Consider the following 24689-nt stretch of genomic DNA (forward strand, 5'->3'; position numbering starts at 1 on the left):
CCCACGAATCGTACGAGACGGGCGATCAGCGTCCCGCCGGTTGCGCGCGCTGCGGTACTTCGAAGACGCCGGCGGCGATCAGCTCATCGATGTGGGCCTCGTCCATGTCGAGCAATTCGGCGGCGATCTCCCGGGTCTGCTCGCCGAGCAGGGGCGCCTGCAGCAGTGGGGGGTCAGCGACGCGATCCGAGTGGATCTGCACGTTCTCCATGGTGAACGGCTCATCCGCGTAGGGATGGAGTTCTTCGCGGAAAGCCCGGCGCTGCACGTAGTAGTCCCAGCCCGCGACTTCCACGGCACGCAGCACGGCGCCGGCCGGAACACCGGCCGCCTGTAGTAGATCCATCGCCTCAGGCGCCGCGCGTTGTGACGTCCATGCCCGTACGGCCTCGTCGATGCGCGTGCGGTGGGCGTCGCGGCCGCGTGCGGTGCGCAGCTGCTCGTCGCCTCCGAGGTCCGCACGATCGATCACCCGGCACAGTGCGTACCAGTCGGCGTCGTCGCGGACGGTCACGGCGATCCAGCGATCGTCGCCGGCGGCCGGGAACAGCCCCCAGGGAGCGTCGTGGACCGGCTGGACCGAGGTGTGATGCCCGCGCCGCACCAGCACATCGGCAGCGATCTCACCGGCCAGGTGGCTCAGCATGACCTCCGATTGCGCGACGCTGACCGAGCCACCGGTGCCCGTGCGTTCCCGGCGCAACAACAGGGACAGCGCTCCGAGCACACCGATCCGGGCTGCCACGTGGTCGGGGTAGACGGTGACCGTGTCGCAGAACGATTCCGGCTCGTCGGGGTACACCCACAGGTCGGTGAACCCGGCGGCCGCCCGCACGAGTGGGCCGTAGCCCATCCGCTTCGCCCACGGACCGGTGGGGCCGAACGCCGAACTGTCCACCACCACGATGCCCGGATTCAGCTCCCGCAAGCTCTGGAAGTCCATCCCCAGCGTCTCGGCCACGCCCGGTTTGAAGTTGGTGAGCACGACATCGGAGCGCATGACCAGTTTGTGCGCCAGGGCGCGACCCCGCGGTGTCCGCAGATCGATGCCTATCGAGCGCTTGTTGCGGTGCCCCGCGCCGTAGGTCTGTGACATCGAGGTCAGGTTGCCGCGCAGGCCATCCGGGAACGCAGAGTTCTCGATCTTGATGACGTCGGCACCGAGATCGCCGAACAGGCGCCCGGTGTCGGATCCGACGACGATGACGCCGAGATCGAGTACGCGCACGCCTTCCAGCGGAAGGCCCTCATTGCGGCGCTCGCGAGCGCCCAGAATCGGGGCGACATCGATGTGGCGGGCCGGTGCGGGGCTCGGCGGTGCGACGGCACGGCGCCCGTCGACCTCGAGGACACCCGCCGGCACCGGTGCCGGCATGCCGGGGGCCAGTTCGACTTCGCGGAAGAACCCGCGGCTCTCAACCTGTTCGGCGCCGAGCGTTTCGGCCAGGCTCAGTACCGCCGCGGTGGGGACCCCGTGGCGCTGGCCGGCGACTTCCAACTCGGCCCGGGTCTGCCCGGTGCAGAACCGACCGATCGCGGCCATCAGTTCCGGTGAGCTGAGCCGCGTCCGCAGCCGGTCGAACGACGGATCGGCGAACTGTTCCGGACGGCCCATCCATTCGAACATGCCGTGCCACTGGCGTTTTGCCAGCAGGCAGATCCGCACGTGACCGTCCTTGCACGCGATGATCGGGTACCGCAGCCGTTCGGCGTTCCAGTCGCGCCGTTGTGCGCTCAACGCGATGCCGGCCGAGGCGGTGCCCGCTGTCCCGTACGGAGGATCGAGAGTCTGCATGGCCCCGTCGAGGACAGAGAAATCGGTGAGATCGCCTTCGCCTGTGCGTAATCGGTCGAGGTACACGCTGACGGTCATCACGGCGGCCTGCGCCGCCGCCACGTGGTAGGGCAGCTGCGCGGCGGGTGGCACCAGGGGCTCGCGCCCCGGAATGCCCGAGCGGGACAGCTCGCTGGTCAGCGCGTGTAGCACCGGGGTGGTGGCATGCCAGCCGCGATAGCTGGTGTCCCGGCCGAAATCGCTGATGGACAAGATCACCAGACTCGGATGTTCAGCGTGAATGTTGTGTGCTGCCAAGGCTTTTTCAGCGGGCGAGCCGGGCGCGGTGTCCTCGATCAGGATGTCGGCCCCGGCCACGAGCTGAACCCAGCGACGTTGGTCGTCGGGGATCGACGGATCGACGACGACCGTGTCCATTCCGTGCCGGTTGATCGCGATGCTCACGGTGTCGGGATCGGCTCCGCCCTCGACTCCACTCTCGACGATGGGACCAGCGGGTTCCTCGGTGACACCGTGCAGGTGCACCTCGGTCACCGAGGCGCCGAGGTCGGCGAGCAGCCGGCCCACCGCCGTCATCGGGCCGCGCGACAGGTCGAGAACACGAACCCCGGCCAGCGGGGGGTCGTAGTCGTCGGGGTTGGGCATGGTGGTCAGCTCCGACGGGCCTGGCGGAACGGGATGTCGCGATCGACCTCGGGTTCCTTGGCCAGACCGAGCACCCGCTCGCCGATGATGTTGCGCTGGATCTGGTCGGTGCCGCCGCCGATCGACGTGAAGAACGCGTTGAGCGTGAGGAAGTTGATGTCGTCGGCCTCGGGGTTGTCGGGCCCGGCCAAAAGCGCTTCCGCGCCGATGATCTCAGTTTTGAGCCGTGCCTCGGCGTGCAGGATGTGCGACATCGCCAGCTTGCCCAGCGACATGATCGAGCTTGATGTTCCTTGTGTCGCAGCGGCTTTGGCGCGGGCGTTGTTGAGCGAATTGAGTTCGCGCAACGCCAGCACCTCGGCGAGTTCCCGGCGCACCGCCGGATCCTCCAGGCGACCGTGGTCGCGGGCCAGGCCGATGAGATCGTCGGCCCGGGTCCGGTTGCGGGAGCCACGTCCGGCGTCGCCCATGAGCGACCGCTCGTAGGCCAGGGCGGTCTGCAGCACCCGCCACCCGTTGCCCTCGCCGCCCAGCAGATACGCCTCGGGCACGCGCGCGTCGGTGATGAACACCTCGTTGAAATGCGATTCGCCGGTGATCTGGACCAGTGGCCGGACATCGATACCGGGCTGGCGCATCGGAATCATGAAGAAGCTCAAGCCTTTGTGCTTGGGTACATCCCAGTCGGTGCGGGCGATCAGCAGGGCGTATTCGGCTGTGGTGGCGCCCGATGTCCACACCTTCTGGCCGTTGACCACCCACTCGTCACCGTCGCGCACCGCGGTTGTGCGCACCGCGGCCAGATCGGATCCGGCTCCTGGTTCGCTGTAGAGCAGACACGTGCGGGCCTGTTCGGTCAGGAAGTCGCGCAGCAGATCGTTCTTGAGTTGCTCGGTGCCGAACGTGAGCGCGGTGTTGGCCGGGATGCTGTATTTGTCCTGGCGCGCGCCGGGCGCCTTGACGGCCCGGAACTCCTGCTCAATGACCGCGGCGAGCCCGTTCGGATACTCCCGTCCGAACCATTGGCTGGGATATGTGGGCACGGCGTAGCCCGCGTCGAGCACCTTCTGCAGCCATGCCACTCGCTCGGGCGAACTGACCCATGGATTGGTGGATTTCGGTAGCCCGGACCAGTTCTGGGCGAGCCAATCGCGCACCTCGTCGCGCAGTTGATCGGCGCTGGGCAGGTTGTCGGCGGTCATCTTCACGCGCCTTTCGACGTGAGGTAGCGCTCGCGGTGCAGTTCGGAGCTGCCGAGCAGGTGCAGGCCGGTACGGGCCCGGCGCAGGAACAGATGTGCCGGGTGTTCCCAGGTGAATGCGATGCCGCCGTGCATCTGGATCGCCGACATGGCGGTCGTGTGGTAGGCGTCAGCGCACACGAAGCCGGCCAGAGCTATTGCTCCGCTGGCTTTTTCGCTACCGCAGGCCTGCTCGGCCGCGGCGTGCTGCGCGGCCGAGATGGCTGATTCCACCTGCAGCAGCAGGTCGGCGGCCATGTGTTTGAGGGCCTGGAAACTGCCGATGGGCCGGCCGAACTGAATCCGGGTCTTGAGGTAGTCCACGGTGATGTCGAAGATCCGCCGCGCCCCGCCGACCTGCTCGCCGGCCAGCGCGATCGACGCGAGGTCCAGGGCCTGCTGTACCGCCTCCCACCCGGCGGTGCCGATCCGCCGCGCCGGTGTGGCGTCGAACGTGTACGTCGACAGAGGCACTGTCGGATCGAAAACCGTTGTGGCCGTGCGCTCGAACCCGTCGGCGTCCGGTGCTGTCTGGAAAATGCCGAAGCCGCCGTCGATGCGGGCCACGACCAGGATCACGTCGGCGACCTGACCGTGGATCACATAGTGCGCATTGCCGGTGAGGGTGTAATCCGGGCCTGTTTCGGAGGAGGCGCGGACCGCCACGCCCTCCGGTGCCCAGGTGCCCCGGGAGCCGGTCACCGCGACGGTCGCCACCGAGGTTCCCTCGACCAGGCCCGGAAGCAGGCGCCGCTTGTCGGCTTCCGTGCCGGCGGCCCCGATCAGCGCGGACGCCAGCACCGCGCTGGACAGGAACGGTGCCGGCAGCAGCGCGGCCCCGGTCGCTTCGGCGACGGCCTCGAGCTCGAGAGCGCCGAGTCCGACGCCCCCGAACTCGCTGTCGACCAGTAGGCCGGTGACCCCCTGGGCGGCGAGCTTGCGCCACAACTCGCGGTCGAACGCCTCGTCTGTGGCCATCACCCGGCGCACGTCGTGTTCGGTGCATTCGTCGCGCAATAGCCCGGAGACCGCGGCGGCCAGTTCCGCTCGTTCGGCCACGCTGATCGTCATGTGCACCCGCCTTCCGTCTCGGGTACATGCAATCTGGCATGCGCGGTGGTGTAAATCACGCATTCGCACATCGGCAGGTTTCCGATCGCGACATGCCGGTGCCGCATGACAGTGGGATTCAGGCGGTGACGGCGATATCAGCTGTGATCGCCGAAGTCGCACTGATCAGATCCTCGGGTGCCAGCGCAACGTCCCAGCCGCGCTTACCCGCGCTGCACAGCACCTTGTCGAAGGCGAGCGCCGAGGAGTCGACCACGGTGGGCAGCGGCTTGCGTTGGCCCAGCGGGGATATGCCGCCGACCACGTATCCGCTGGAGCGCTGTGCTGCGGCGGGGTCGGCCATCTCCGCCTTGGGAACTCCGAGCGCCGAGGCCGCGGCCTTGAGAGAGAGCTTGGTCGGCACCGGTAGCACCGCCACTGCCAGGCCCTTGGGCAGGGCGATGACGAGTGTCTTGAAAACCTGTTCGGCGGCGAAACCGGCTACGGCGAGCTCGGCCACCGCCTCCGCGCCGAAGGCTTCGTTGCGCGGATCGTGGTGGTACTGCAGCACTTGATGGTCGATACCCGCTGCCACCAGGGCGGCAATGGCCGGGGTCGCTGCGCGTGCCATCGGCACAGGGTAGCCGGGGCCCGCCGGGCACGTCGGGGAACATAGGGGCCCCTACATGCTGTTATTGCTCTCGACACCTGCTCAGCGCTACTTGTCGGTAGCACGCTCTAGGATCTAAGGAGGATTCTGGTGCCAACCGTATGCCTGGAACGGCCGGCGGATACCCAGTGGTATTCCGCACCTGTTGGTGGCGCCGCGACAGAAGGGAAGGTGTTTCCCACGATGACTGACGTCGAGCAGGCCGAGCCTGACGCGCCGCAGCCTCCTGCCGAAACCGATGCCGAGCTGACAGCGCGGTTCGAACGTGATGCCATTCCGCTGCTGGACCAGCTGTACGGCGGCGCGCTGCGGATGACGCGCAACCCCGCCGATGCCGAGGACCTGCTGCAGGAAACCATGGTCAAGGCCTATGCCGGCTTCCGGTCATTCCGCGAGGGCACCAACCTCAAGGCGTGGCTGTACCGCATCCTGACCAACACCTACATCAACAGCTACCGCAAGAAGCAGCGCCAGCCCGCTGAATATCCCACCGATGAGATCACCGACTGGCAGCTGGCAGCCAATGCCGAGCATTCCTCGACCGGTCTGCGCTCGGCGGAGGTGGAGGCGCTGGAGGCGCTGCCCGACACCGAGATCAAGGCAGCGCTGCAGGCACTGCCCGAGGAATTCCGGATGGCGGTGTATTACGCCGACGTCGAGGGTTTCCCCTACAAGGAGATCGCCGAGATCATGGATACTCCCATCGGGACCGTGATGTCCCGTTTGCACCGCGGTCGCAAGCAGCTGCGCGAGCTGCTGGCGGATGTGGCCAGGGAGCGTGGCTTCATTCGAGGTCAGCAGCTTGGTGAGCCGGAGGAGGTCTCGTCATGAGTGACAAGCACGATGAGGACGAGCGCTGGACTCCGCCGATCGGTCCCGTTGATCCCGAGCACCCCGATTGTGCTGCGGTGATCGCCGAGGTATGGACGCTGCTCGATGGGGAATGCACGGCCGAAAGCCGCGACAAGCTCAAGCACCACCTCGAAGAATGCCCGGCCTGCCTGCGCCACTACGGCGTCGAGGAGCGAGTCAAGCGGCTGATCGCGGCCAAGTGCAGCGGTGAAAAGGCGCCGGAAGGCCTGCGGGAGCGGCTGCGAATCCAGATCAGCCGGACCACGATCATCCAGGGCTGACGCGCCGCATATCCCCAGGTGGCCCGACGACAAACCGCCCGATCTCCGAAGGGAGTCGGGCGGTCAAGTCAAGCCGAAATGGCTAGCGCACTGACTTCGAACCGGCGTTGGGGCGCTTGCCGTGGTTCGCCTTCGAGTGCTTGCGGTCCCGCTTCTTGCGGCCACGCTTGGCCATGATGATCCTCCAGATGGTGTAAGAGCTTGCCCCCTAGTGTCTCATGACCCGGCGGCGCCGCTGACCACCCGGTGTTGTGGTTCGATATAGGCCGCACAAGTAGTCGGGTAGCAGCCGGAGTGAAGTGGGGTGAAGATGGCCGAGGACGTTCGCGCCGAAATCGTGGCCAGTGTGCTTGAGGTCGTGGTTCACGAGGGCGATCAGATCGGCGCGGGGGACACCCTGGTGCTGCTCGAGTCGATGAAGATGGAGATCCCGGTCCTCTCAGAGGTCGCGGGGACTGTGACCAAGGTCAATGTCGCCGAGGGCGACGTCATCCAGGCGGGCCATCTGATCGCGGTAATCGACTGACCCTTGCGAAGCGCTGGCTGATGTCCACCCTCGGGGACCTGCTCGCTGAGCACACCGTGCTGCCCGGCAGCGCGGTGGACCACCTGCACGCGGTGGTAGGCGAGTGGCAGCTGCTGGCCGACCTGTCCTTCGCGGACTACCTGATGTGGGTGCGCCGCGACGACGGCGTGCTGGTGTGTGTCGCCCAGGTGCGGCCCAACACCGCCCCGACGGTGTTGCTGGCCGATTCGGTCGGCTCGCTGGCGGCGGCTGCCGACCTTCCCGTCGTCGCAACGGCGTTCGAGTCCGGTGCGATCGGGCGGGGAAACGGTGGTACACAACGGCATTCGCCGGATCTGCCCGGCCTGAACGTCGAGGCGGTGCCGGTGCGGCACCGCGATCACGTGGTCGCGGTCCTGACACACCAGACCGCCTTGGCGGCCCGCCGGATGGCCAGTCCGCTCGAGGGCGCCTACCTGGACTGTGCGAGCGATCTGCTGCACATGCTGTCCGAGGGCACTTTTCCCAATGTCGGTGATCTGGCCATGTCGCGTTCCAGCCCGCGCGTGGGTGACGGGTTCATCCGCCTCGACGAGGTCGGCGACGTGGTGTTCGCCAGCCCCAACGCCATCTCGGCCTATCACCGCATGGGGCTGGCCTCCGAGCTCGACGGGCACAATCTGGTCACCGTCACGCGGCCGTTGATCTCCGACCCGTTCGAGGCCCAGGAATTGGCCAACCATGTGCGCGACTCGCTGGCCGGCGGCTCGAGTATGCGTATGGAGGTCGACGCCGGCGGTGCGGCGGTGCTGTTGCGCACCCTGCCGCTGGTGGTGCACGGAGCCGCGGTCGGCGCGGCCGTTCTGATCCGCGACGTCACCGAGGTCAAACGACGCGACCGCGCGTTGCTCAGCAAGGATGCGACCATCCGGGAGATCCATCACCGGGTGAAGAACAATCTGCAGACCGTGGCGGCCCTGTTGCGACTGCAGGCGCGCCGCACCAACAATGTGGAGGCCCGCGAGGCGCTGATCGAATCGGTGCGACGGGTGTCCTCGATCGCGCTGGTGCACGATGCGCTGTCGATGTCGGTCGATGAGGAGGTCAACCTCGACGAGGTGATCGACCGGATCCTGCCGATCATGAACGACGTCGCCTCGGTGGACACCCCGATCCGCATCAACCGGGACGGTGCGCTCGGTGTGCTAGACGCGGATCGTGCGACGGCGCTGATCATGGTGATCACCGAATTGGTGCAGAACGCGATCGAGCACGCCTTCGACGCGAACACGGCTCAGGGCTGCGTGACCATCCGGTCCGAGCGGTCGGCCCGGTGGCTCGATGTCGTGGTGCACGACGACGGGCGGGGGATGCCCGACGGGTTCAGCCTGGAGAAGTCCGACCGGTTGGGCCTACAGATCGTCCGGACGCTGGTCACGGCCGAACTGGACGGGTCGCTGGGCATGCACGAGGTCGCCTCGGGCGGCACCGACGTGGTGCTGCGGGTGCCCATCGGTCGCCGCGGCCGCGGAGTCCAGTGAGACCGGGTCGACGATTCACAGGACGTCCACAGTGGGACATCAGTACCAATGAAGTAATTGCGTCGCCGCCTCATTGCGAAATGTGACGACAATTACGCAATTTGCTACGGAAAATGCCGCAAAAATAAGCTACGGCCCCGACATTCGTCGGGGCCGTAGCTTATGCCGGAGAACCGGACCGAAGGTCAGACGCCGGTGCGGGCCTTGGTGCGGGCGTTGCGGCGCTTGAGAGCGCGACGCTCGTCCTCGCTCATCCCGCCCCACACGCCGGCGTCCTGGCCCGAGTCCAAGGCCCAGGTGAGGCACTCGGTGGTCACGGGGCACCGGTTGCACACCAGCTTCGCGTCAGCGATCTGAGCGAGCGCCGGGCCACTGTTTCCCACGGGGAAGAACAGCTCCGGATCTTCGTCGCGACAGACGGCCTTGTGGCGCCAATCCATAAGATCAAACTCCTCGTTAGACATGTCATGCGTGCGCGGCAAAGCGCACTAGATTTTCTTCGGCTGTTAACGCGTGCACACGAATGTTTCTGCACTGTTGCATCGATGCTTTCACAGGCTGAACAGATGTCAATAGCATTGAGTTAACACGTGGGCAAAGTCACTGGGTGGGGCGGTGACCGGACGCCTCACTCCTGTGTACTACACTCTGGATTCAGCTGCGCCCTAATTCCACCTTAAGCGGTGTGTTTGCGCAGGTCAATCAATTTTGTTCGTCGGGGCAACGACGCTCAGCGCCTCGGGCACCGACGTGAACGTCATGGTTTCGCGCGCGCCGATGTAATCTCCGTCAATCTGGCAGGCGACGGGCGTGGTGCTCGTCACGGTGACCGATGACACGTCGTCGTCACGGATCAGATGCTTGGCGGCAAGGCGTGGTTTGCGCGCCACCATCTGCCGGACCAGCCTCAGATTCGCCCATATGTTCATGCTCGTGATGGCGAACACGCCAAGGCCGGTGTCGAACGTGGTCTCGGGGTTCGTCCACACCGGGCGGGCGTTCGCGTACGTCCATGGACTGGAGTTCGACACGAACGCGAAATGCACCCCGTCAACCGGGTCGGCGCCCGGCAGATGCAGCGTCAGGATCGGTTCCTTGCGCGCGCTGGCCAGCATCTCGCGCACCGCCACCCGGATATAGCGCGATGCGGTGACCTTGCGTCCCTTGGCGCGCTGAGCCTCCACGGCCGCCACCACGTCGCCGTCAACGCCCATCCCGGCGGTGAACACTCCCCAGCGCTCACCGCAGTCCATCAGGCCGATCCGGCGCCACGGGCGTCCCATCCGGTAACCGCCGAGCAGGTCGACGAGCTGGTTGGTGGCCTCGGTGGGGTCGGGGCTGATGCCCAGCGCGCGGGCGAAGACGTTGGCCGATCCTCCCGGGACGACGGCCACCGCAGGTGCCATGCCGGCATCGGGACGGGTGCCGCAATGGCCGAGCACACCGTTGACGACCTCGTTCACCGTGCCGTCGCCGCCGTGGACGATCAACACGTCCACCCCGTCACGGGCGGCATCGCGGGCGATCTCGATGGCGTGACCACGGTGGTTGGTGTGTTCGACGGTCAGCGTCACCCGGCTTTCCAGCGCATGGGCGAGCAGGTCACGACCCGCAGGGGTGGTTGAGGTGGCGTTCGGGTTGACGATCAGCACGGCACGCACGGGGCATGAGCCTAACCGGGCAAGGTGTACGGACGTTATCCAGCGCTGTCTCCGGCGAGCTCCCCGTCGAGGTAGCGCCACTCGCCCTTCACCCGCTCGAAACGGCTTCGTTCATGAAGGATGTGCCGGCTGCCGTCCTGGACGTACTGGGCACGGAATTCGACGATTCCGACGGCATCGTCTTCTCCGCCCGCGTCGGAGTCGACGATCTGCAACCGGCGCCAGGCGATCGTCTCGTCGAGCTCCAGCTCGGCGGGGCGGGTGTCTGGATGCCAGGACCTCAGCAGGTAGGAGACATCGCCGACGGCGAAGGCGCTGAACCGCGATCGCATCAGCGCGACGGCTGTGGGGGCCGGGCGGGCGCCGGCGTGCAGCGGCCCGCAGCACTCGGTGTAGGTGCGGCCGGTACCGCACGGGCAGAGGTTGACGCTCGACACGCGGTCCAGTATCTCCACATGTCCACCCGTCCCGTACGCCATGTCCACCCGTCCCGTACGCCGAAATCGACGTGAGGGCTGTGGATTTTGCCCAACCACAACCCTGGCGTCGATCTCGGCGTCGTGAGCCAGCGTCAACGGCACGGCCGGTGCTCCGGTGTGCCTTGCTGTCAGCTGCGCGAGCGTCGGTACCGTACTAGGGGTGACCGAACGCCCGGACAAGCCCTGTTTACTGCTCGTCAACGGGCCGAATCTCAACATGCTCGGCACCCGTCAGCCCGAGATCTACGGATCCACCACCCTGGCTCAGATCGAGCAGCGGGTGGCCGAGGTGGCCGCCGGTTTCGGCTTCGAGGTCCGCGCCGTGCAGAGCAACCACGAGGGCGTGCTGGTCGACGCGATCCAGGCCGCCCGCGGTGACTGCACGGGCATCATCATCAATCCGGCGGCCTACAGCCACACGTCGGTGGCGATCCGTGACGCGCTCAGCGCCGCCGAATTGCCGGTGGTCGAGGTGCATCTGAGCAATATCCACACCCGGGAATCGTTCCGGCACCACTCGTATGTGTCGGCCGTCGCCGAGGTGGTGATCGCCGGAGCGGGCCCGGCCGGATACGAGTACGCGGTGCGCTACCTCGCGGAGCGGCAGTCGAAGTGACCGAGCCGTCGATCCAGCCTCCGTCCATCCGGTACGCAGGTTTTATCACCGCCGCCGAAGGAGTGGCTGCCCTGATCGTGGCGGTCGTGCTCCTGGTGCGCGCGGCGGCCGGTGCAGACCAGCACATCGTCAGCGGTTACGGCACCGCGGTCTGGTTCGTGCTCATCGGTGGCGGGGTGCTCGCCGGTGGTTGGGCGCTGATCACCGCGCGGCGTTGGGGCCGGGGGATCGCCGTGATGACCAACCTGCTGCTGCTGCCCGTGGCCTGGTACGTGATCACCTCGCACCACGTCGTGTACGGCGTGCTGGTCGGATTGCTCGCCCTGGTGACGCTGGGTCTGCTGTTCAGCCCGTCATCGGTGGACTGGATCACCCGGCGCAGCTAGCCACGGCGCTCGTCGGCCAGCGCCGCGAGCTCCTGACCCGATACCCGGTAGGTGGTCCATTCCGTTTGCGGCTTGCCGCCGACGGCGTCGTAGAGCGCGATGGCATTGACATTCCAGTTCAGCACCGCCCAGGTCATCCGGGTGTAGCCGTGTTCGACGCATTCGGCGGCCAACGTGGACAACAGCTTCCGGGCCAGGCCGCGGCGCCGGAACGCCGGGCGCACGTAGATGTCCTCCAGATAGAGTCCGGCGACACCGTCCCAGGTGGAGAAGTTGAGGAACCACACCGCGGTCGCGGCGACGTGCCCGTCAACCTCCACCATGTGGGCGTACGCCACCGGCTGGTCACCGAAAAGTGCTGTGTGCATTTGCTTTTCGGTCACGGTGCACTCATCGGAGGCTTGTTCGAACTCGGCCAGCTCCCGAACCATCGCGGTGATCTCGACTTCGTCGCCGGGCCGTGCCCGGCGGATCAGCTCGCTCATGTCGCCCCTAGTCCCGTCAGAATGGTTCTGAATTTGGTGGTGGTCTCGTCGACTTCGTCATCTGGATCGGATTCGGCGACAATACCGCCGCCGGCACTGGCCAGGGCCGTGCGACGGTCGGCGGACAACACCGCACAGCGGATCGAGACCACCCACCGTCCGTCACCGTTGCTGTCGCACCAGCCGACAGCGCCCGCGTAGAACCCGCGGTCGCCCTCCAACTCGGAGATCAGCGCGGCTGCCCGGTCGGTCGGAACTCCGCCGACGGCCGGGGTGGGATGCAGCGCGAGCGCCAGATCGATTGCTGTGGTGCGCTTTTCGCGCAACCTTCCCACAACCGGGGTACTCAGGTGCCACAGCGCGTCGGTGCCGTGCAGCTCGGGCTCGTCGGCGATCTGCAGGTCCACGCACAGTGGGTCCAGCGCCTGACGCATCATGTCGACCACCAGTTGATGCTCGTGCCGGTTCTTCGCCGAGGCGGCCAGCGCGGTCGCGTTGGCCGCGTCGACCTCCGGATCGAGCGAGCGTGGTGCCGACCCGGCGAACGGCTGGCAGATCACCATCTCGCCCTCGCGCGCCACCAGCAATTCAGGGCTCGCGCCCACCAGCACCGTGCCGGCGTGGGCTGCTCCCGCCGCGGACAGATCCGCCAGGTACACCGTGGCGGCCGGGTCGGCGTCGGCCAGCCTGCGAAGAACACTGCGCACGTCCCATGCGGAATCCGCGGAGAGCCGCAACGCGCGTGCCAAAACCACCTTGTCGATCGGGATCTCCGGATCCCGCAGTCGCCGGATCGCCTCGGCCACCCTTGCGCGGTGCACCGGCCCGGGCGGCAGCGTTTCTCGGTCCAGCACGGCCGGGGGTGCGCCCGCGTCCCATCCCGGCAGTGCATCGCTGAACTGAACCGCCTGCGGCGCGTATAGGGCAGCCGGTGCCGTCAAGTCGAATGGCAACGCGCCCAGCACAATTGGTGTTGCGGAGCGCAGCGCTGCCTGAGCGTCGGCGATATCGGCGAATCCGGCGCGGATGCCCTCGGCAAGGACGGCGCCGGTCGGACCGGCCAGCACGAACGAGGGGTTCACTGCGACAGGCAGGGGTTGGGGTGACCGGTCAGACCGAGCGCGGTGATCTGGCGCACGCCGTGCTCGAAACCGCATACCGCCAGAGATGCGGGCACCATCGACACCCGGATTCCTTCTGCCACCGGCAGTTCGGTCCAGCGGGTCAACATCGCGCGGGAGAAATGCCCGTGCCCGACGAACACCACATCTCTGGTGGGCACATGTTCCAGCGCCAACGCGACAGCCCGATCGGCACGGATGCTCACCTGCTCCACGGACTCACCTCCCGGACAACCGTGAGTCCACACCAGCCAATCGGGCACGGTCTCGCGGATCTGCGGGGTCGTCAGCCCCTCGTAGTCGCCGTAATCCCACTCGGACAGCACGGCGTCGACCTCATCGACGTGCAGGCCGGCCAGCTCGGCGGTGACCAGCGCGCGGCGCCGTGGGCTGCTGATCACCAGCGGGTTGGTCAGCTGCAGTTCGGCCAGTGCCGGGCGGGCCAGTTCCGCCTGCTCACGTCCGGTCTCGGTGAGATCCAACTCGGTGCGCCCGGTGTGCCTGCCGCTCGCCGACCACTCGGTCTCGCCATGGCGGAGCAGGATCAGGCGGTGCAGGCGGTCGCTCACACCGGCGATTCTGCCCCACGTTCCGGCAATGCCGCCGAGAGCGTGCTTGGATGAAGGTGTGACGCGAGTATTAGCGGTCGCCAATCAAAAGGGTGGGGTAGCCAAGACGACGACGGTGGCGTCGCTGGGCGCGGCGATGGCCGAGCAGGGGAAGCGCGTACTGCTGGTCGACCTGGATCCGCAAGGCTGTCTGACGTTTTCATTGGGCCACGATCCGGACAAGCTGCCGGTGTCGGTGCACGAAGTGCTGCTCGGCGACGTCGAGCCGGGGGCGGCGCTGGTCGAGACGGCCGAGGGGATGACGCTGCTGCCGGCCAACATCGACCTGGCGGGCTCCGAGGCCATGCTGTTGATGCGGGCCGGGCGCGAATATGCGCTGAAACGAGCTCTGGCCAAGGTCGAATCGGATTTCGATGTGGTGATCATCGATTGTCCGCCGTCGCTGGGTGTCTTGACGCTCAACGGTCTGACCGCTGCGGGCGAGGTGATCGTGCCGTTGCAGTGTGAAACCCTGGCGCACCGCGGCGTCGGCCAGTTCCTGCGGACGATCTCCGACGTGCAGCAGATCACCAATCCCGATCTCGCGCTGCTGGGCGCGTTGCCCACGCTCTACGATTCGCGCACCACCCACAGCCGCGACGTCCTGCTGGATGTCGCCGATCGGTACCAGCTGCCGGTGTTGGCCCCGCCGATTCCGCGCACCGTCCGGTTCGCCGAGGCCAGCGCGTCGGGATCGTCGGTGTTGGCGGGCCGCAAGAGCAAGGGTGGGCTGGCGTACCGGGAGCTGGCCCAGGCCCTGCTCAAACACTGGAAATCGGGCAAGAAGCTGCCGACCTTCACGCCCGAGGTGGTGTAGGCGGGCCATGGCTTCGGTGTTGCAGGCCGCGACGGCGACCGATCAGGGGCCGGTGCGTGAGAGCAATCAGGATTCACTGCTCGCCGACGGCATCCTGTACGCGATCTCGGATGGTTTCGGGCCAGGCGGTGAACAAGCGAGCCGGATCGCGGTCGATGTGCTGGCCGCCGGATTCGCCGCGGCGCCTGACCGTGACGGCCTGGTCGGCGCGGTGCAGCAGGCCAATGACCAGGTCTTCGCGCATGTCACCGCATCCGGGACCAGTTCGGGGGCCACTCTGACGGTGGTGGCGATGTTCGGTGACGAGCAGGGCGGTCCCATGGCCATCAACATCGGGGATTCGCCGCTGAACCGGATTCGCGATGGGGTCATGTCTCAGCTCACCGACGATCACAGCGTCTCGGGGGAACTGGTGCGTGCCGGCGAGATCACCCGGGAAGAGGCCCGTTTCCACCCGCACCGCCATCTGCTCACCCGGGCGCTGGGCATCGGCCCCATCATCCGGCCGGACCTGTTCGATCTCGACTGCCGTCCCGGTGACCGGCTGTTGATCAGCAGCGATGGCTTGTTCGCCGGCGCGGATGTGGCCGAGATCGCCGTCGCCGCAACGGATCAGGCACCCGAGATCGCGGCGCAGCGGCTGGTTCAGGTGGCCAATGATGCCGGCGGCAGCGACAACACCACCGTGATCGTGATCGACATCGGTTGAGCCCGGGGCAGGCCGGAACTCATGCGGGGCCGAGCGCCACCAGTTGCGTGCCCCGCTGCTCGAGCAGGGTGTTTCCGGCCACCACCGGTATCACCGGCGACACGCTGGGCGTGCGCGGCAGCGCGATGTGGCGCTGCCCGGCGCCGGTCTGCTGGTCGAAGACGTCGTAACCATCGTTGACCGGAACCAGGAGCACGCCCGCCATCACCGTGGCGGGTCCGACGGGAAAGTGCGGTCCCGCCGGCGTCACGGTGTACTTGTACTGCAGGCCGCCTGTTCCGGTGGTACTGAAGACCAGCACCGAGTCACCGGTCCACCAGCTGATCAGGTCCCCGGTGCGGGTGGTCGTCGACTGCGGTGCGGCAGGCTTGGCCAGCGGCAGGCTGGCCAGCGTCTTCCCGGTCTCGTCGATGACGTTGACCATCGGCTTCGGCGTGGGAAGGTACACCGCGGTCGTGGTGCCCGACACCGTGACCACCTGCGCCCCGGACTCATCGGTGATGTCCTGCAGTTCGACGTAGCGCACGTCGGGGGAGTCCTCTTCGTCGGCCGGGCGCAGCAGCGTCAGCCGGACGAACTTGCTCTTCGGACAGGACTCCAGCACCGACACCGCCGAGGAACTCGCCGCCGCCGACAGCTGGCGGCACACCGGTGAAGCCGGTACGTCCGGCTTGATGCGGGCGTCGAGCGCGCCGTAGGACAGCATTCGGACCATGTCCGAACGCCACAGTTCGAGGCGACTGTCGCCGGCCGAGAGCACGGTGGACCCGTCGGACGACAGCCGGACCTCGGGGTCGGCGTAGGCGGTGCGGGCCGGCCCACGTCTGCCGGTCTTGCCGTCGACGGTGCTGACCTGTCCGCAGCCGCGGACGTCCGGGTACACCGCGACCGCGTACTGGTACACCGACGTCACGCCGCACAATTCGAGGTCGCGGGCATAGCTCCACAACACCGCACCGCTGACCGGGTCGCGACCTTCGACGGTGGAGCCGTCCGCGGTGACCACCGATCCACCCGCGAGCACGGGTTCGGTGGTCTTCGGGCTGTTTGCGACCCACAGCTCTTGCAGGCCTGCCGGCACCTCGCGGGCCGGAGTCAGGTAGGGAACCGGTGCCGCGGCGGGCCTGCTGATGGTGGCCCGGGCGTCACTGGTCCACCAGATCAGCCCGGCTACCACCGCGACGACCGCGACGATTGCCGCGGCGGCCGCCATGTCGCCGCGAGTGCGGCGTTCGGGTTTGACCACTGCAGGTTTGTCTGCGGGCGCCGGTCAGCCGGCCGTCGCGGTCTCGGTCTTGCGGGGACGGCGGCGCCGACGGCGACGTCCGTTGGAGGACGTTTCGTCCGAGGCGTCCGCATCGGTCACCGGAGCGGCATCGCCGTCTTTCGGTGCCGGCGCAGAGGTGCCCTGGGGATGCCCAGTGGCCGCCTGGCCGCCGCGGGTACGCCGACGGCTGCGGTTCCTGGTCTTTGCGGGCCGGTCCTCGGAATCCGCCGAGGAGATGCGCTTCTCGTCGGGACTGCGCTTGGCCGCGGGCTTGCGCGCTTCGCCGATCCGGCCGGTGGCGTCACTCGGGATACCGAGCTCTTCGTAGATGTGCGGCGAGCTGGAATAGGTTTCCGCGGGTGCGGGGCAACCCAGGTTCAGCGCCTTGTCGATCATCTCCCAGCGGGGCAGTTCATCCCAGTCGACCAGGGTGATCGCGACACCGGTCTTGCCGGCGCGGCCGGTGCGGCCGATGCGGTGCACGTAGGCCTGCTCGTCCTCGGGGCACTGGTAGTTGATGACGTGGGTGACGTCGTCGATGTCGATACCCCGTGCCGCCACGTCCGTCGCGACCAGCACGTCGACGGCTCCGCTGCGGAACGATTTGAGGGCCTTCTCGCGGGCGCCCTGCCCGAGGTCGCCGTGTACGGCGTCGACCTTGAACCCGCGTTCGCCGAGTTCGTCGGACACCTTCTGTGCGGTGCGCTTGGTGCGGGTGAAGATCATCGTGGCGCCGCGGCCCTCGGCCTGCAGGATCCGGCTCACCAGCTCGGACTTGTCCAGAGCATGGGCCCGGTAGGCGAACTGTTCGGTGGTGTCGTGGGTGGCCGCCGAATGGGGGGCCTCGGCCCGGATGTGGGTCGGCTGGTTCATGAAGGTGCGAGCCAGCGTGATGATCGGGTCGGGCATGGTGGCCGAGAACAGCATCGACTGCCGGTCGTCCGGGGTCAGCCGCAGGATGCGCTCGATGTCGGGCAGGAAGCCCAGGTCGAGCATCTCGTCGGCTTCGTCGAGCACCAGCACGGACAGGCCGCCGAGCTGCAGGTGACCCTGCTGGGCCAGATCGAGCAGCCGGCCCGGGGTGCCGACGACGACGTCGACGCCCTTGCGCAGTGCCTCGATCTGGGACTCGTAGGGACGGCCGCCGTAGATCGAGGTCACGGAGAACTTGCGGTCCTTGCCCGCTTCGGTGTCGACCCTCAGGTACTTGGCCGCTCCGGCGAGGTCGCCGTAGACCTGAATGCAGAGTTCCCGGGTGGGCACCACGATCAGGGCCCGCGGCGTGCCGTTGAGCGGACGCGTCTCATCGGTGGAGATGCGATGAAGCAGGGGGACACCGAAGGCGTAGGTCTTGCCCATACCGGTGCGGGCCTGACCGATCAGATCGTCGCCGGCCAGCGCCAGCGGCAGGGTCAGTTCTTGAATGGCAAAGGGGTGTTCGATGCCTTCTTCACTCAGGGCGCGGACGATTTCGTCGCGGACGCCGAGTTCGGCAAACGTTTTATTTACATGCGTCATGGTTGGTGGAGGTGGCCTTTCACTGTCAAACCTCACGGGCATCCAGCGCACACGGAGTTTGACGGTGAAACGGTCGGGTTCGCCCGGATAAGGTTCGTATCCTCAGCGCTGCCGATCCGTTGGGCCCAGCTCCCACAGGGGCGGGCCAACTGCGTGCACGCACATTTCCTGGTAGCGGTTCGGGCGCTGAATTGTCGGCTCGAAGCCGTTACCAATTGTCATTGTAGCTGGTCGCGGGATCTGGGCCGATTTGCCAGCCGATCACGGTGTCCCGGCGGCGTCTAGAGTTGGCCTCATGAATTCCCCTCAGCCTGCCACGGAACAGATCGTCAAACCGGTCGATTCGGGCGTGACTGCGGATCATCCGGGAGTCAATGAACTGTTCGCGGTGCTCGCCTACGGCGAGGTCGCCGCGTTCTACCGGCTCACCGAAGAGGCCCGCATGGCGCCGAGTCTGCGGGGCCGGATCAACATGGCGAGTATGGCGGCTGCCGAGATGGGCCATTACGAGCTGTTGCGGGATGCGTTGGAGCACAGGGGAGTTGACGTCGTTCCGGCGATGTCGAAGTACGCGTCGGCGTTGGAGAACTACCACCGGATGACCACTCCGAGCACGTGGCTGGAGGCCTTGGTCAAGACCTACATCGGCGACGCGCTCGCCGCGGATTTCTATCTGGAGATCGCCGATGCCCTGCCCGAGGCGGTGTCGACGGTGGTGCGTGCGGTGCTGTCCGAAACGGGACATTCACAGTTCGTGGTCGCCGAGGTACGTGCGGCGGTGACGGCCAGCGATCGGCAGCGGCACCGGTTGGCGTTGTGGGCGCGTCGTCTGCTCGGAGAGGCGGTCACCCAGGCGCAGTTCGTCCTGGCCGATCATGACGAACTCGTCGATCTGGTGATGTCCAGCGGTGAGGGTCTGACGCAGTTGGCCGAGTTCTTCGGCCGGTTGCAGAACACCCATCAGTCCCGGATGCAGGAACTGGGCCTGGCGTAACCGCCAGACCCAGTCCGTAGTGCTCCGTTCGGTCGCTACTGCGTGCAGGTGGTGATCATCGTGTTGTTGGCCTGCGCGACGAGCACGGCCCCAGACGCGTCGGTGATCGAGCAGTTGAGCTGACCGGCGACGCTGGTCGCCGTCACGGACTTGAGTGTCACACCCGGGTTGAGAACCACGGTTTTGGCCCACGGCAGCGCGACGTTGATGTCGGTCTGCAGGGCGCCCTGCTCATCGGTGTAGACGATGGTCACCAGGTCGATGAGTTGCCGGTTGCCGGTCACCCGGTAGGTGACGGCGTTCGGGGTGGCGACGCCGGCGGGCGGGGCGGCTACGGGTGGTGCGACGGGCGCGGGTGTCGCGGTCGCACTAGGTGCCGGAGTCAGCGTGGTGACGGTCTCGGGTGACAGCGGCGCGGTCGGTGCTGCGCGCGGCGGCGCCGGTTTGGAAGTGGCGTCCTGTGCGGGCTGGGTGGTCTGGGTCGGCTGGGCCGACGGTGACGTCAGGGTGGCCGAGACCGACCCGCTGTCCCCGCCGCCCAGGATCACCACGGTGCAGATGACCGCGACCAGCAGGATCGCGCCTGCCACGCCGGCCACCCAGATCCAGCGACGGTCGATGGGGTCCTCGTAGAAGGTGACCTCGTCGTCGTAGTCCGCGTCGTAATCCGCGTCGTAGTTGTCGTAGTCGGCCGAGTAGTCCGTCGTGTGCTCAGGGGTGTAGCCGGAGTATCCGGTCGGCTCATACGGCCGGTCCCCGAAGCGCTCGGTCGAGGTGGTGTCGTACGGCGAATAGTGCCTGGTCATGCGGCTGCCCCAGTCGTCTCGTCCAATATCGAAACTGATGCTATCGAGACAGAAGTGACAGATGAGGTCGAGCTCGGTGCGTGTCGGTCACGGTCCGGACTCGGTTCGGTATCCGTGTTTCGCGCAGGGCGTAGCCCCGGTGCCCACCCGCTGGCGGCGGGCGGGCCCGGCTGTCTACTAGCCTGCTCAGGGAAGTCGACAAACGGACGTGAGAAAGAAAGAAGGGTCCAGCGTGGAGGTCAAGATCGGTGTCACGGACAGCCCGCGCGAGCTCGCCTTCAACAGCGCGCAGACACCCACCGAAGTGGAGCAGCAGGTCACCGACGCACTCGCCAAGGAATCAGGGGTGCTGGCGTTGACCGATGAGAAGGGCCGGCGATTCCTGGTGCAGAACAGCCGGATCGCCTACGTCGAGATCGGCGCCGCAGACGTGCGCCGGGTTGGGTTCGGGATTGGCGTGGAATCTGCCGGAGCATCCGCCCCAGCGGTCTAGGACCGCGTGAGTGGCACGTGTGACAGTCCGCCCCAGGCGAACTGCACCGTGCCGTCCACGGCGGTATTCCGGTCGATCGGCCGGTCATTGGTCAGCCAGTACCGCGCCGAGTCGACGCTGATGGCCACCAATCCGACCGCGATCATCCTGGCGCGGTGCGCCTCGAGCCCGGAGTCGCGGCTGATCAGATCGAACACCGCATCGGTACACGCTTCGGTGGCGACCTTCACCTGTGCGGCCACCTGCGGCTCGCTGACATAGTCGTTCTCGAAGATCAGCCGGTAACCCTGGCTGTCGTGCTCGATGAAATCGAAGAACGCCTCGACCGCCGCGCGCAACCGTTGCCGGTTGTCGGTCGTGGTGCGCAGGGCCTGGCGCACACCTGACACCAGATTGTCGACGTGGCGCTGCAACACTGCCAGGTAGAGCTCGAGCTTTGACGAAAAGTGTTGATACAGAACGGGTTTGCTCACACCCGCACGGTCGGCGATCTCATCCATGCCCGCGGCGTGGTAGCCGCGCTCGACGAATACCTCGCTGGCGGCCGCCAACAGCTGTCCGCGCCGCTCATCACGAGGCAGGCGATTGCCACGTCGACCAGCGGACGCAGGCTTGTCACCTCTCCTCTCGGCGGTGTTGGCGAGATCGCTCATCAGGTCCTCAATCTGTATTGCTCTGGCGCACTTGGACATGTTCATCCGAGCCGCTGATCGCACCGACACTACTACCGTGGCGCGCTCTTTCGTCCGCGCGGTCGTCGCGAAACGGGGATGGGTTTCGAAATGACACCAGCGTGGTCACGGCCTAGCTGCGCTGAGAACCGATCCACAGGAGTCTGTGCCATTCTGGTTCCCGTGACCTACGACCCGGGACGTCGCGGGGGTGGCCGTGTCCCGGCGCTGCGAAACGAGTGGCGGGAGCCGCTCCGCGCACAGCGAGATCCGATCGCGGCTGATTCAGGACGAGCCAGATCGAATCGGGACGACCACCAACAGTGGCGTAAGCAGACGTGGATCGGCCGCTTTGTGTCCACCTACGGCTGGCGCGCGTATGCGCTGCCGGTGCTGATCGTGCTGACCGTCGTGGTGGTCTACCAGACCATCACCGGCACCAGCGCACCGCACTCGGCGCAGGAGGACGACGGTCCGGTGCAGGGCCCGCCCACCATCGACGTGGCCAGCACGGCGATCATCGGTGCGCCGCCCAAAGGCCTGACCCAGTTCGACGCGAATCTGCCCACCGGAATCCTGCCCGCGGGTGGTCAGTTCACCGAGGCCGGCGCCCGGGCCTGGCGGATCGTGCCGGGCACCACGCCCAAGATCGGTGAAGGCACGACGAAAGCGTTCCACTACACCGTCGAGGTCGAGGATGGCGTGGACACCACCGCCTTCGGCGGTGACGACGGTTTCGCCCGGATGGTCAGCGAGACGCTGGCCAATCCGAAGAGCTGGACGCACAACGGGCTGTTCGCGTTCACCCGGGTAGATGAGAGCAGCGGCATCGAACCCGATTTCCGGGTATCGCTGACGTCGCCGATGACCGTGCGCGAGGGCTGCGGCTACGACATCCAGCTGGAAGCGTCCTGCTACAACCCGTCGTTCGACGGGCATCAGCCCCGGGTGTTCGTCAACGAGGCCCGGTGGGTGCGTGGCGCGGTGCCGTTCCAGGGCGACATCGGCTCGTACCGGCAATACCTGATCAACCATGAGGTTGGTCACGCCATCGGCTATCAGCGGCACGAGGGCTGCGAGGCCAACGGGCAGCTGGCGCCGATCATGATGCAGCAGACGTTCTCCACCTCGAACGACGACGCAGCCAAGTTCGACCCCGAAACGGTCAAGGCCGACGGCTTGACCTGCAAGTTCAATCCCTGGCCGTACCCGATCGCCTGACCACTACCGCCGCGGTAACCCGCTGCACCCCGTGCCGACGCCGGGAACCAGGCGTGGCGTGCGAGCGGTCGTGGTGGCCGGACGGTGGGAAGCATCAGCGCCGGATTACCGTTGTGGGTACGAGCAGCTCGGACGATGAACTGACCGAAAAACTGAGGAGACATACGGTGTCCGCGAATTTGGACGTGTCGTTACCGCCGTTGGTTGAGCCGGCCGCCGAGCTGACGCGTGAAGAGGTGACGCGTTACAGCCGGCACCTGATCATTCCGGACGTCGGCGTGATCGGGCAGAAAAGACTGAAGAACGCGAAGGTGCTGGTGATCGGCGCCGGCGGGCTGGGCTCGCCGACCTTGCTCTACCTGGCAGCGGCGGGGGTGGGCACCATCGGCATCGTCGAGTTCGACGTGGTCGACGAGTCCAACCTGCAGCGGCAGATCATCCACGGGCAGTCCGACATCGGCCGCTCCAAGGCGCAGAGCGCCAAGGAGTCGGTTCTGGAGATCAACCCTCTGGTGACGGTGAATCTGCACGAATTCCGGCTGGAGCCGGACAATGCGGTGGAACTGTTCAGCCAGTACGACCTGATCCTGGACGGCACCGACAACTTCGCCACCCGGTATCTGGTCAACGACGCCGCGGTGTTGGCCGGCAAGCCCTATGTGTGGGGCTCGATCTACCGGTTCGAAGGCCAGGTGTCGGTGTTCTGGGAGGACGCCCCCGACGGCCTCGGCCTCAACTACCGCGATCTGTATCCCGAGCCGCCGCCACCGGGGATGGTGCCCTCGTGTGCCGAAGGTGGCGTGCTGGGCATCCTGTGCGCCTCGATCGCGTCGGTGATGGGTACCGAGGCGATCAAGCTGATCACCGGCATCGGTGAACCGCTGCTGGGCCGTCTCATGGTGTACGACGCACTCGAGATGTCGTACCGGACCATCCGAATCCGCAAGGATCCGGCCACCCCGAAGATCACCGAGCTGATCGACTATGAGGCGTTCTGCGGTGTCGTTTCGGAAGCCGCTGCGGATGCCGCGGCCGGCTCCACCGTCACTCCGCGCGAGCTGAAGGATCTCATCGACTCCGGGAAACCGTTGGCGCTGATCGATGTCCGCGAACCCGTCGAGTGGGATATCAATCACATCGAGGGCGCCGAACTCATCCCGAAGCCGTCGTTCGAGTCCGGTGACGCGTTGGCGAAGCTCCCGGTGGACCGGACACCGGTGCTGTACTGCAAGACCGGGATCCGTTCGGCCGAGGTACTCGCCATCGTCAAGAAGGCCGGATTCTCCGATGCGGTGCACCTGCAGGGTGGAATTGTGGCCTGGGCCAAGCAACTCGAGCCCGACATGGTGATGTACTGAGCGCTGGTTTGCCGGTCAACAGCTTAGGCTGAGGCTGTGAGTGTGGAACGGCCGCCGGAACATGTGCTGGCGGCGTTCGGCCTGTCCGGGGTGCGCCCGGTACCGCTCGGCTCGAGCTGGGAGGGTGGCTGGCGCTGCGGCGAAGTGGTGATGTCGATGGTGCCCGAGCACGCCCGTGCGGCGTGGTCGGCCAAGGTTCGGGAATCGTTGTTCATCGACGGGGTGCGGCTCGCCCGCCCGGTCCGCTCGACAGACGGCCGTTACGTGGTGGCCGGATGGCGGGCCGACACCTACGTCGCCGGCACGCCCGAACCCCGTCACGACGAGGTGGTGTCGGCGGCGGTGCGATTGCACGAGGCCACCGCCAAGCTGGAGCGGCCGCGCTTCCTCACTCAACCGCCTGTCGCGCCATGGGCCGACGTCGACGTGTTCATCGCCGCCGACCGGGCTGCCTGGGAGGACCGGCCGTTGCACTCCCTGCCGCCGGGCGCCAGGGTCTCGCCCGGCTCGTCGGATGGGCAGCGCTCCGTGGAATTGATCAATCAGTTGGCCGGCCTGCGCAGGCCGACCAGGAGCGCCAGTCAACTGGTGCACGGCGATCTCTACGGCACAGTGCTTTTCGCCGGAACGGCGGCACCGGGAATCACCGACATCACCCCGTACTGGCGCCCGGCACCGTGGGCCGCCGGGGTGGTGGTGGTCGACGCGTTGTCCTGGGGCGACGCCGACGACGGACTGGTCGAGCGGTGGTCATCGCTTCCGGAATGGCCACAGATGTTGTTGCGCGCGTTGATGTTCCGGCTCGCCGTGCATGCACTGCACCCGCGGTCCACCGCTGCGGCGTTCCCGGGTCTGGCGCGCACCGCCTCGCTCGTCCGGCTGATCCTGTAGCTCGTGTGC

The 24689-nt window shown here is 66.9% G+C and carries 28 protein-coding genes; 13 read left to right on the forward strand and 15 right to left on the reverse strand.

What is annotated here, in order from left to right:
- Nucleotides 1–25: 25 nt before the first annotated feature.
- The 4 genes from H977_RS0103395 to ybaK form a co-directional block, all read right to left on the reverse strand.
- On the reverse strand, nucleotides 26–2440 hold the full coding sequence (locus H977_RS0103395; protein ID WP_029106535.1) for a CoA transferase: 2415 nt from the start codon (nucleotides 2438–2440) through the stop codon (nucleotides 26–28).
- Between the two features lie 5 nt (nucleotides 2441–2445).
- Entirely contained in the window at nucleotides 2446–3642 is a 1197-nt protein-coding gene (locus tag H977_RS0103400; RefSeq protein WP_029106536.1) for an acyl-CoA dehydrogenase family protein, read from the reverse strand.
- A 2-nt stretch (nucleotides 3643–3644) separates the two neighbouring features.
- Nucleotides 3645–4751, reverse strand: coding sequence for an acyl-CoA dehydrogenase family protein (locus H977_RS0103405; protein ID WP_029106537.1), 1107 nt, complete (start codon nucleotides 4749–4751; stop codon nucleotides 3645–3647).
- A 118-nt stretch (nucleotides 4752–4869) separates the two neighbouring features.
- A complete protein-coding gene (gene ybaK, locus H977_RS0103410; RefSeq protein WP_029106538.1) occupies nucleotides 4870–5361 on the reverse strand; it encodes a Cys-tRNA(Pro) deacylase in 492 nt (163 codons plus the stop codon).
- 222 nt (nucleotides 5362–5583) lie between these two features.
- Here ybaK and H977_RS0103415 point away from each other — a divergent pair, with 222 nt between their 5' ends.
- Nucleotides 5584–6231 carry a sigma-70 family RNA polymerase sigma factor gene (locus H977_RS0103415; RefSeq protein WP_029106539.1) on the forward strand — a complete coding sequence of 216 codons (648 nt, stop codon included), beginning with the start codon at nucleotides 5584–5586 and terminating at the stop codon, nucleotides 6229–6231.
- Nucleotides 6228–6533, forward strand: a complete 306-nt coding sequence (rsrA, locus tag H977_RS0103420; protein ID WP_029106540.1) for a mycothiol system anti-sigma-R factor — start codon at nucleotides 6228–6230, stop codon at nucleotides 6531–6533. The genes H977_RS0103415 and rsrA overlap by 4 nt, the downstream gene beginning before the upstream one ends.
- 82 nt (nucleotides 6534–6615) lie before the next feature.
- On the opposite strand, the gene H977_RS36210 is transcribed toward rsrA, so the two are convergent.
- Nucleotides 6616–6708: a 50S ribosomal protein bL37 gene (locus H977_RS36210; protein WP_003882799.1), complete on the reverse strand. Its 93-nt coding sequence runs from the start codon at nucleotides 6706–6708 to the stop codon at nucleotides 6616–6618.
- A gap of 135 nt (nucleotides 6709–6843) precedes the next feature.
- On the opposite strand from H977_RS36210, the gene H977_RS0103430 reads away from it, so the two are divergent.
- Both H977_RS0103430 and H977_RS0103435 read left to right on the forward strand, forming a co-directional pair.
- Nucleotides 6844–7059: a biotin/lipoyl-binding carrier protein gene (locus H977_RS0103430; RefSeq protein WP_029106541.1), complete on the forward strand. Its 216-nt coding sequence runs from the start codon at nucleotides 6844–6846 to the stop codon at nucleotides 7057–7059.
- Between the two features lie 20 nt (nucleotides 7060–7079).
- Nucleotides 7080–8579, forward strand: a complete 1500-nt coding sequence (locus tag H977_RS0103435) for a sensor histidine kinase (RefSeq protein ID WP_029106542.1) — start codon at nucleotides 7080–7082, stop codon at nucleotides 8577–8579.
- A 185-nt stretch (nucleotides 8580–8764) separates the two neighbouring features.
- Here H977_RS0103435 and whiB1 read toward each other — a convergent pair whose 3' ends face one another.
- The 3 genes from whiB1 to H977_RS0103450 all read right to left on the reverse strand — a co-directional run bounded on the left by whiB1 (nucleotide 8765) and on the right by H977_RS0103450 (nucleotide 10719).
- Nucleotides 8765–9019, reverse strand: coding sequence for a transcriptional regulator WhiB1 (gene whiB1 / locus H977_RS0103440; protein WP_003882795.1), 255 nt, complete (start codon nucleotides 9017–9019; stop codon nucleotides 8765–8767).
- A gap of 258 nt (nucleotides 9020–9277) precedes the next feature.
- Nucleotides 9278–10240, reverse strand: a complete 963-nt coding sequence (locus H977_RS0103445) for a diacylglycerol/lipid kinase family protein (RefSeq protein WP_029106543.1) — start codon at nucleotides 10238–10240, stop codon at nucleotides 9278–9280.
- 35 nt (nucleotides 10241–10275) lie between these two features.
- A complete protein-coding gene (locus H977_RS0103450; RefSeq protein ID WP_051288667.1) occupies nucleotides 10276–10719 on the reverse strand; it encodes a YchJ family protein in 444 nt (147 codons plus the stop codon).
- 160 nt (nucleotides 10720–10879) lie between these two features.
- Here H977_RS0103450 and aroQ point away from each other — a divergent pair, with 160 nt between their 5' ends.
- Nucleotides 10880–11335: a type II 3-dehydroquinate dehydratase gene (gene aroQ, locus H977_RS0103455; RefSeq protein WP_029106545.1), complete on the forward strand. Its 456-nt coding sequence runs from the start codon at nucleotides 10880–10882 to the stop codon at nucleotides 11333–11335.
- Nucleotides 11332–11721, forward strand: a complete 390-nt coding sequence (locus H977_RS0103460) for a hypothetical protein (protein ID WP_029106546.1) — start codon at nucleotides 11332–11334, stop codon at nucleotides 11719–11721. The genes aroQ and H977_RS0103460 overlap by 4 nt, the downstream gene beginning before the upstream one ends.
- On the opposite strand, the gene H977_RS0103465 is transcribed toward H977_RS0103460, so the two are convergent.
- Genes H977_RS0103465 through H977_RS0103475 form a run of 3 tightly spaced genes read right to left on the reverse strand, consistent with a single transcriptional unit; the run spans nucleotide 11718 to nucleotide 13896 of the window.
- Entirely contained in the window at nucleotides 11718–12206 is a 489-nt protein-coding gene (locus H977_RS0103465) for a GNAT family N-acetyltransferase (RefSeq protein ID WP_029106547.1), read from the reverse strand. The two genes, H977_RS0103460 and H977_RS0103465, sit on opposite strands and share 4 nt — an antisense overlap.
- Nucleotides 12203–13288, reverse strand: coding sequence for an isochorismate synthase (locus H977_RS0103470; protein WP_036474841.1), 1086 nt, complete (start codon nucleotides 13286–13288; stop codon nucleotides 12203–12205). The genes H977_RS0103465 and H977_RS0103470 overlap by 4 nt, the downstream gene beginning before the upstream one ends.
- Nucleotides 13285–13896: an acid phosphatase gene (locus H977_RS0103475; RefSeq protein ID WP_029106549.1), complete on the reverse strand. Its 612-nt coding sequence runs from the start codon at nucleotides 13894–13896 to the stop codon at nucleotides 13285–13287. The genes H977_RS0103470 and H977_RS0103475 overlap by 4 nt, the downstream gene beginning before the upstream one ends.
- Nucleotides 13897–13924: 28 nt before the next feature.
- On the opposite strand from H977_RS0103475, the gene H977_RS0103480 reads away from it, so the two are divergent.
- Both H977_RS0103480 and H977_RS0103485 read left to right on the forward strand, forming a co-directional pair.
- Nucleotides 13925–14752 carry a ParA family protein gene (locus H977_RS0103480; protein ID WP_081681590.1) on the forward strand — a complete coding sequence of 276 codons (828 nt, stop codon included), beginning with the start codon at nucleotides 13925–13927 and terminating at the stop codon, nucleotides 14750–14752.
- Between the two features lie 7 nt (nucleotides 14753–14759).
- A complete protein-coding gene (locus tag H977_RS0103485; protein ID WP_029106551.1) occupies nucleotides 14760–15461 on the forward strand; it encodes a PP2C family protein-serine/threonine phosphatase in 702 nt (233 codons plus the stop codon).
- 19 nt (nucleotides 15462–15480) lie between these two features.
- Here H977_RS0103485 and H977_RS0103490 read toward each other — a convergent pair whose 3' ends face one another.
- On the reverse strand, nucleotides 15481–16707 hold the full coding sequence (locus H977_RS0103490) for an Rv3212 family protein (RefSeq protein WP_029106552.1): 1227 nt from the start codon (nucleotides 16705–16707) through the stop codon (nucleotides 15481–15483).
- Nucleotides 16708–16731: 24 nt separating this feature from the next.
- Nucleotides 16732–18246, reverse strand: a complete 1515-nt coding sequence (locus H977_RS0103495; protein WP_029106553.1) for a DEAD/DEAH box helicase — start codon at nucleotides 18244–18246, stop codon at nucleotides 16732–16734.
- A gap of 295 nt (nucleotides 18247–18541) precedes the next feature.
- Between H977_RS0103495 and H977_RS0103500 the strand changes: the two genes are divergently transcribed.
- A complete protein-coding gene (locus tag H977_RS0103500; protein WP_029106554.1) occupies nucleotides 18542–19240 on the forward strand; it encodes a ferritin-like fold-containing protein in 699 nt (232 codons plus the stop codon).
- Between the two features lie 35 nt (nucleotides 19241–19275).
- On the opposite strand, the gene H977_RS0103505 is transcribed toward H977_RS0103500, so the two are convergent.
- Nucleotides 19276–20046, reverse strand: coding sequence for a hypothetical protein (locus tag H977_RS0103505; RefSeq protein WP_029106555.1), 771 nt, complete (start codon nucleotides 20044–20046; stop codon nucleotides 19276–19278).
- 232 nt (nucleotides 20047–20278) lie between these two features.
- On the opposite strand from H977_RS0103505, the gene H977_RS0103510 reads away from it, so the two are divergent.
- On the forward strand, nucleotides 20279–20539 hold the full coding sequence (locus H977_RS0103510; protein WP_029106556.1) for a DUF3107 domain-containing protein: 261 nt from the start codon (nucleotides 20279–20281) through the stop codon (nucleotides 20537–20539).
- Here H977_RS0103510 and fasR read toward each other — a convergent pair.
- The gene (gene fasR / locus H977_RS0103515; RefSeq protein WP_029106557.1) at nucleotides 20536–21192 is read right to left on the reverse strand and encodes an HTH-type transcriptional activator FasR; all 657 of its coding nucleotides are present in this window, start codon (nucleotides 21190–21192) and stop codon (nucleotides 20536–20538) included. The genes H977_RS0103510 and fasR overlap by 4 nt on opposite strands.
- A gap of 201 nt (nucleotides 21193–21393) precedes the next feature.
- Between fasR and H977_RS0103520 the strand changes: the two genes are divergently transcribed.
- From H977_RS0103520 to H977_RS0103530, 3 genes are all read left to right on the forward strand, one after another.
- Complete coding sequence (locus H977_RS0103520) at nucleotides 21394–22431, forward strand: DUF3152 domain-containing protein (protein WP_029106558.1); 1038 nt, start codon at nucleotides 21394–21396, stop codon at nucleotides 22429–22431.
- Between the two features lie 179 nt (nucleotides 22432–22610).
- On the forward strand, nucleotides 22611–23789 hold the full coding sequence (gene moeZ / locus H977_RS0103525; protein ID WP_155946509.1) for an adenylyltransferase/sulfurtransferase MoeZ: 1179 nt from the start codon (nucleotides 22611–22613) through the stop codon (nucleotides 23787–23789).
- Between the two features lie 36 nt (nucleotides 23790–23825).
- The gene (locus H977_RS0103530; protein ID WP_029106560.1) at nucleotides 23826–24680 is read left to right on the forward strand and encodes a TIGR02569 family protein; all 855 of its coding nucleotides are present in this window, start codon (nucleotides 23826–23828) and stop codon (nucleotides 24678–24680) included.
- Nucleotides 24681–24689 lie beyond the last annotated feature (9 nt).

It is taken from the genome of Mycobacterium sp. URHD0025 (genome assembly GCF_000426065.1).
Taxonomy (GTDB): Bacteria; Actinomycetota; Actinomycetes; order Mycobacteriales; family Mycobacteriaceae; genus Mycobacterium.

Coding starts and splice junctions, on each gene's coding strand:
- H977_RS0103395 (WP_029106535.1), bottom strand. CDS start 2,440: ATGCCCAACCCCGACGACTACGACCCCCCGCTGGCCGGGGTTCGTGTT.
- H977_RS0103400 (WP_029106536.1), bottom strand. CDS start 3,642: ATGACCGCCGACAACCTGCCCAGCGCCGATCAACTGCGCGACGAGGTG.
- H977_RS0103405 (WP_029106537.1), bottom strand. CDS start 4,751: ATGACGATCAGCGTGGCCGAACGAGCGGAACTGGCCGCCGCGGTCTCC.
- ybaK (WP_029106538.1), bottom strand. CDS start 5,361: ATGGCACGCGCAGCGACCCCGGCCATTGCCGCCCTGGTGGCAGCGGGT.
- H977_RS0103415 (WP_029106539.1), top strand. CDS start 5,584: ATGACTGACGTCGAGCAGGCCGAGCCTGACGCGCCGCAGCCTCCTGCC.
- rsrA (WP_029106540.1), top strand. CDS start 6,228: ATGAGTGACAAGCACGATGAGGACGAGCGCTGGACTCCGCCGATCGGT.
- H977_RS36210 (WP_003882799.1), bottom strand. CDS start 6,708: ATGGCCAAGCGTGGCCGCAAGAAGCGGGACCGCAAGCACTCGAAGGCG.
- H977_RS0103430 (WP_029106541.1), top strand. CDS start 6,844: ATGGCCGAGGACGTTCGCGCCGAAATCGTGGCCAGTGTGCTTGAGGTC.
- H977_RS0103435 (WP_029106542.1), top strand. CDS start 7,080: ATGTCCACCCTCGGGGACCTGCTCGCTGAGCACACCGTGCTGCCCGGC.
- whiB1 (WP_003882795.1), bottom strand. CDS start 9,019: ATGGATTGGCGCCACAAGGCCGTCTGTCGCGACGAAGATCCGGAGCTG.
- H977_RS0103450 (WP_051288667.1), bottom strand. CDS start 10,719: ATGGCGTACGGGACGGGTGGACATGTGGAGATACTGGACCGCGTGTCG.
- H977_RS0103465 (WP_029106547.1), bottom strand. CDS start 12,206: ATGAGCGAGCTGATCCGCCGGGCACGGCCCGGCGACGAAGTCGAGATC.
- H977_RS0103480 (WP_081681590.1), top strand. CDS start 13,925: ATGCCGCCGAGAGCGTGCTTGGATGAAGGTGTGACGCGAGTATTAGCG.
- H977_RS0103485 (WP_029106551.1), top strand. CDS start 14,760: ATGGCTTCGGTGTTGCAGGCCGCGACGGCGACCGATCAGGGGCCGGTG.
- H977_RS0103495 (WP_029106553.1), bottom strand. CDS start 18,246: ATGACGCATGTAAATAAAACGTTTGCCGAACTCGGCGTCCGCGACGAA.
- H977_RS0103500 (WP_029106554.1), top strand. CDS start 18,542: ATGAATTCCCCTCAGCCTGCCACGGAACAGATCGTCAAACCGGTCGAT.
- H977_RS0103505 (WP_029106555.1), bottom strand. CDS start 20,046: ATGACCAGGCACTATTCGCCGTACGACACCACCTCGACCGAGCGCTTC.
- fasR (WP_029106557.1), bottom strand. CDS start 21,192: ATGAGCGATCTCGCCAACACCGCCGAGAGGAGAGGTGACAAGCCTGCG.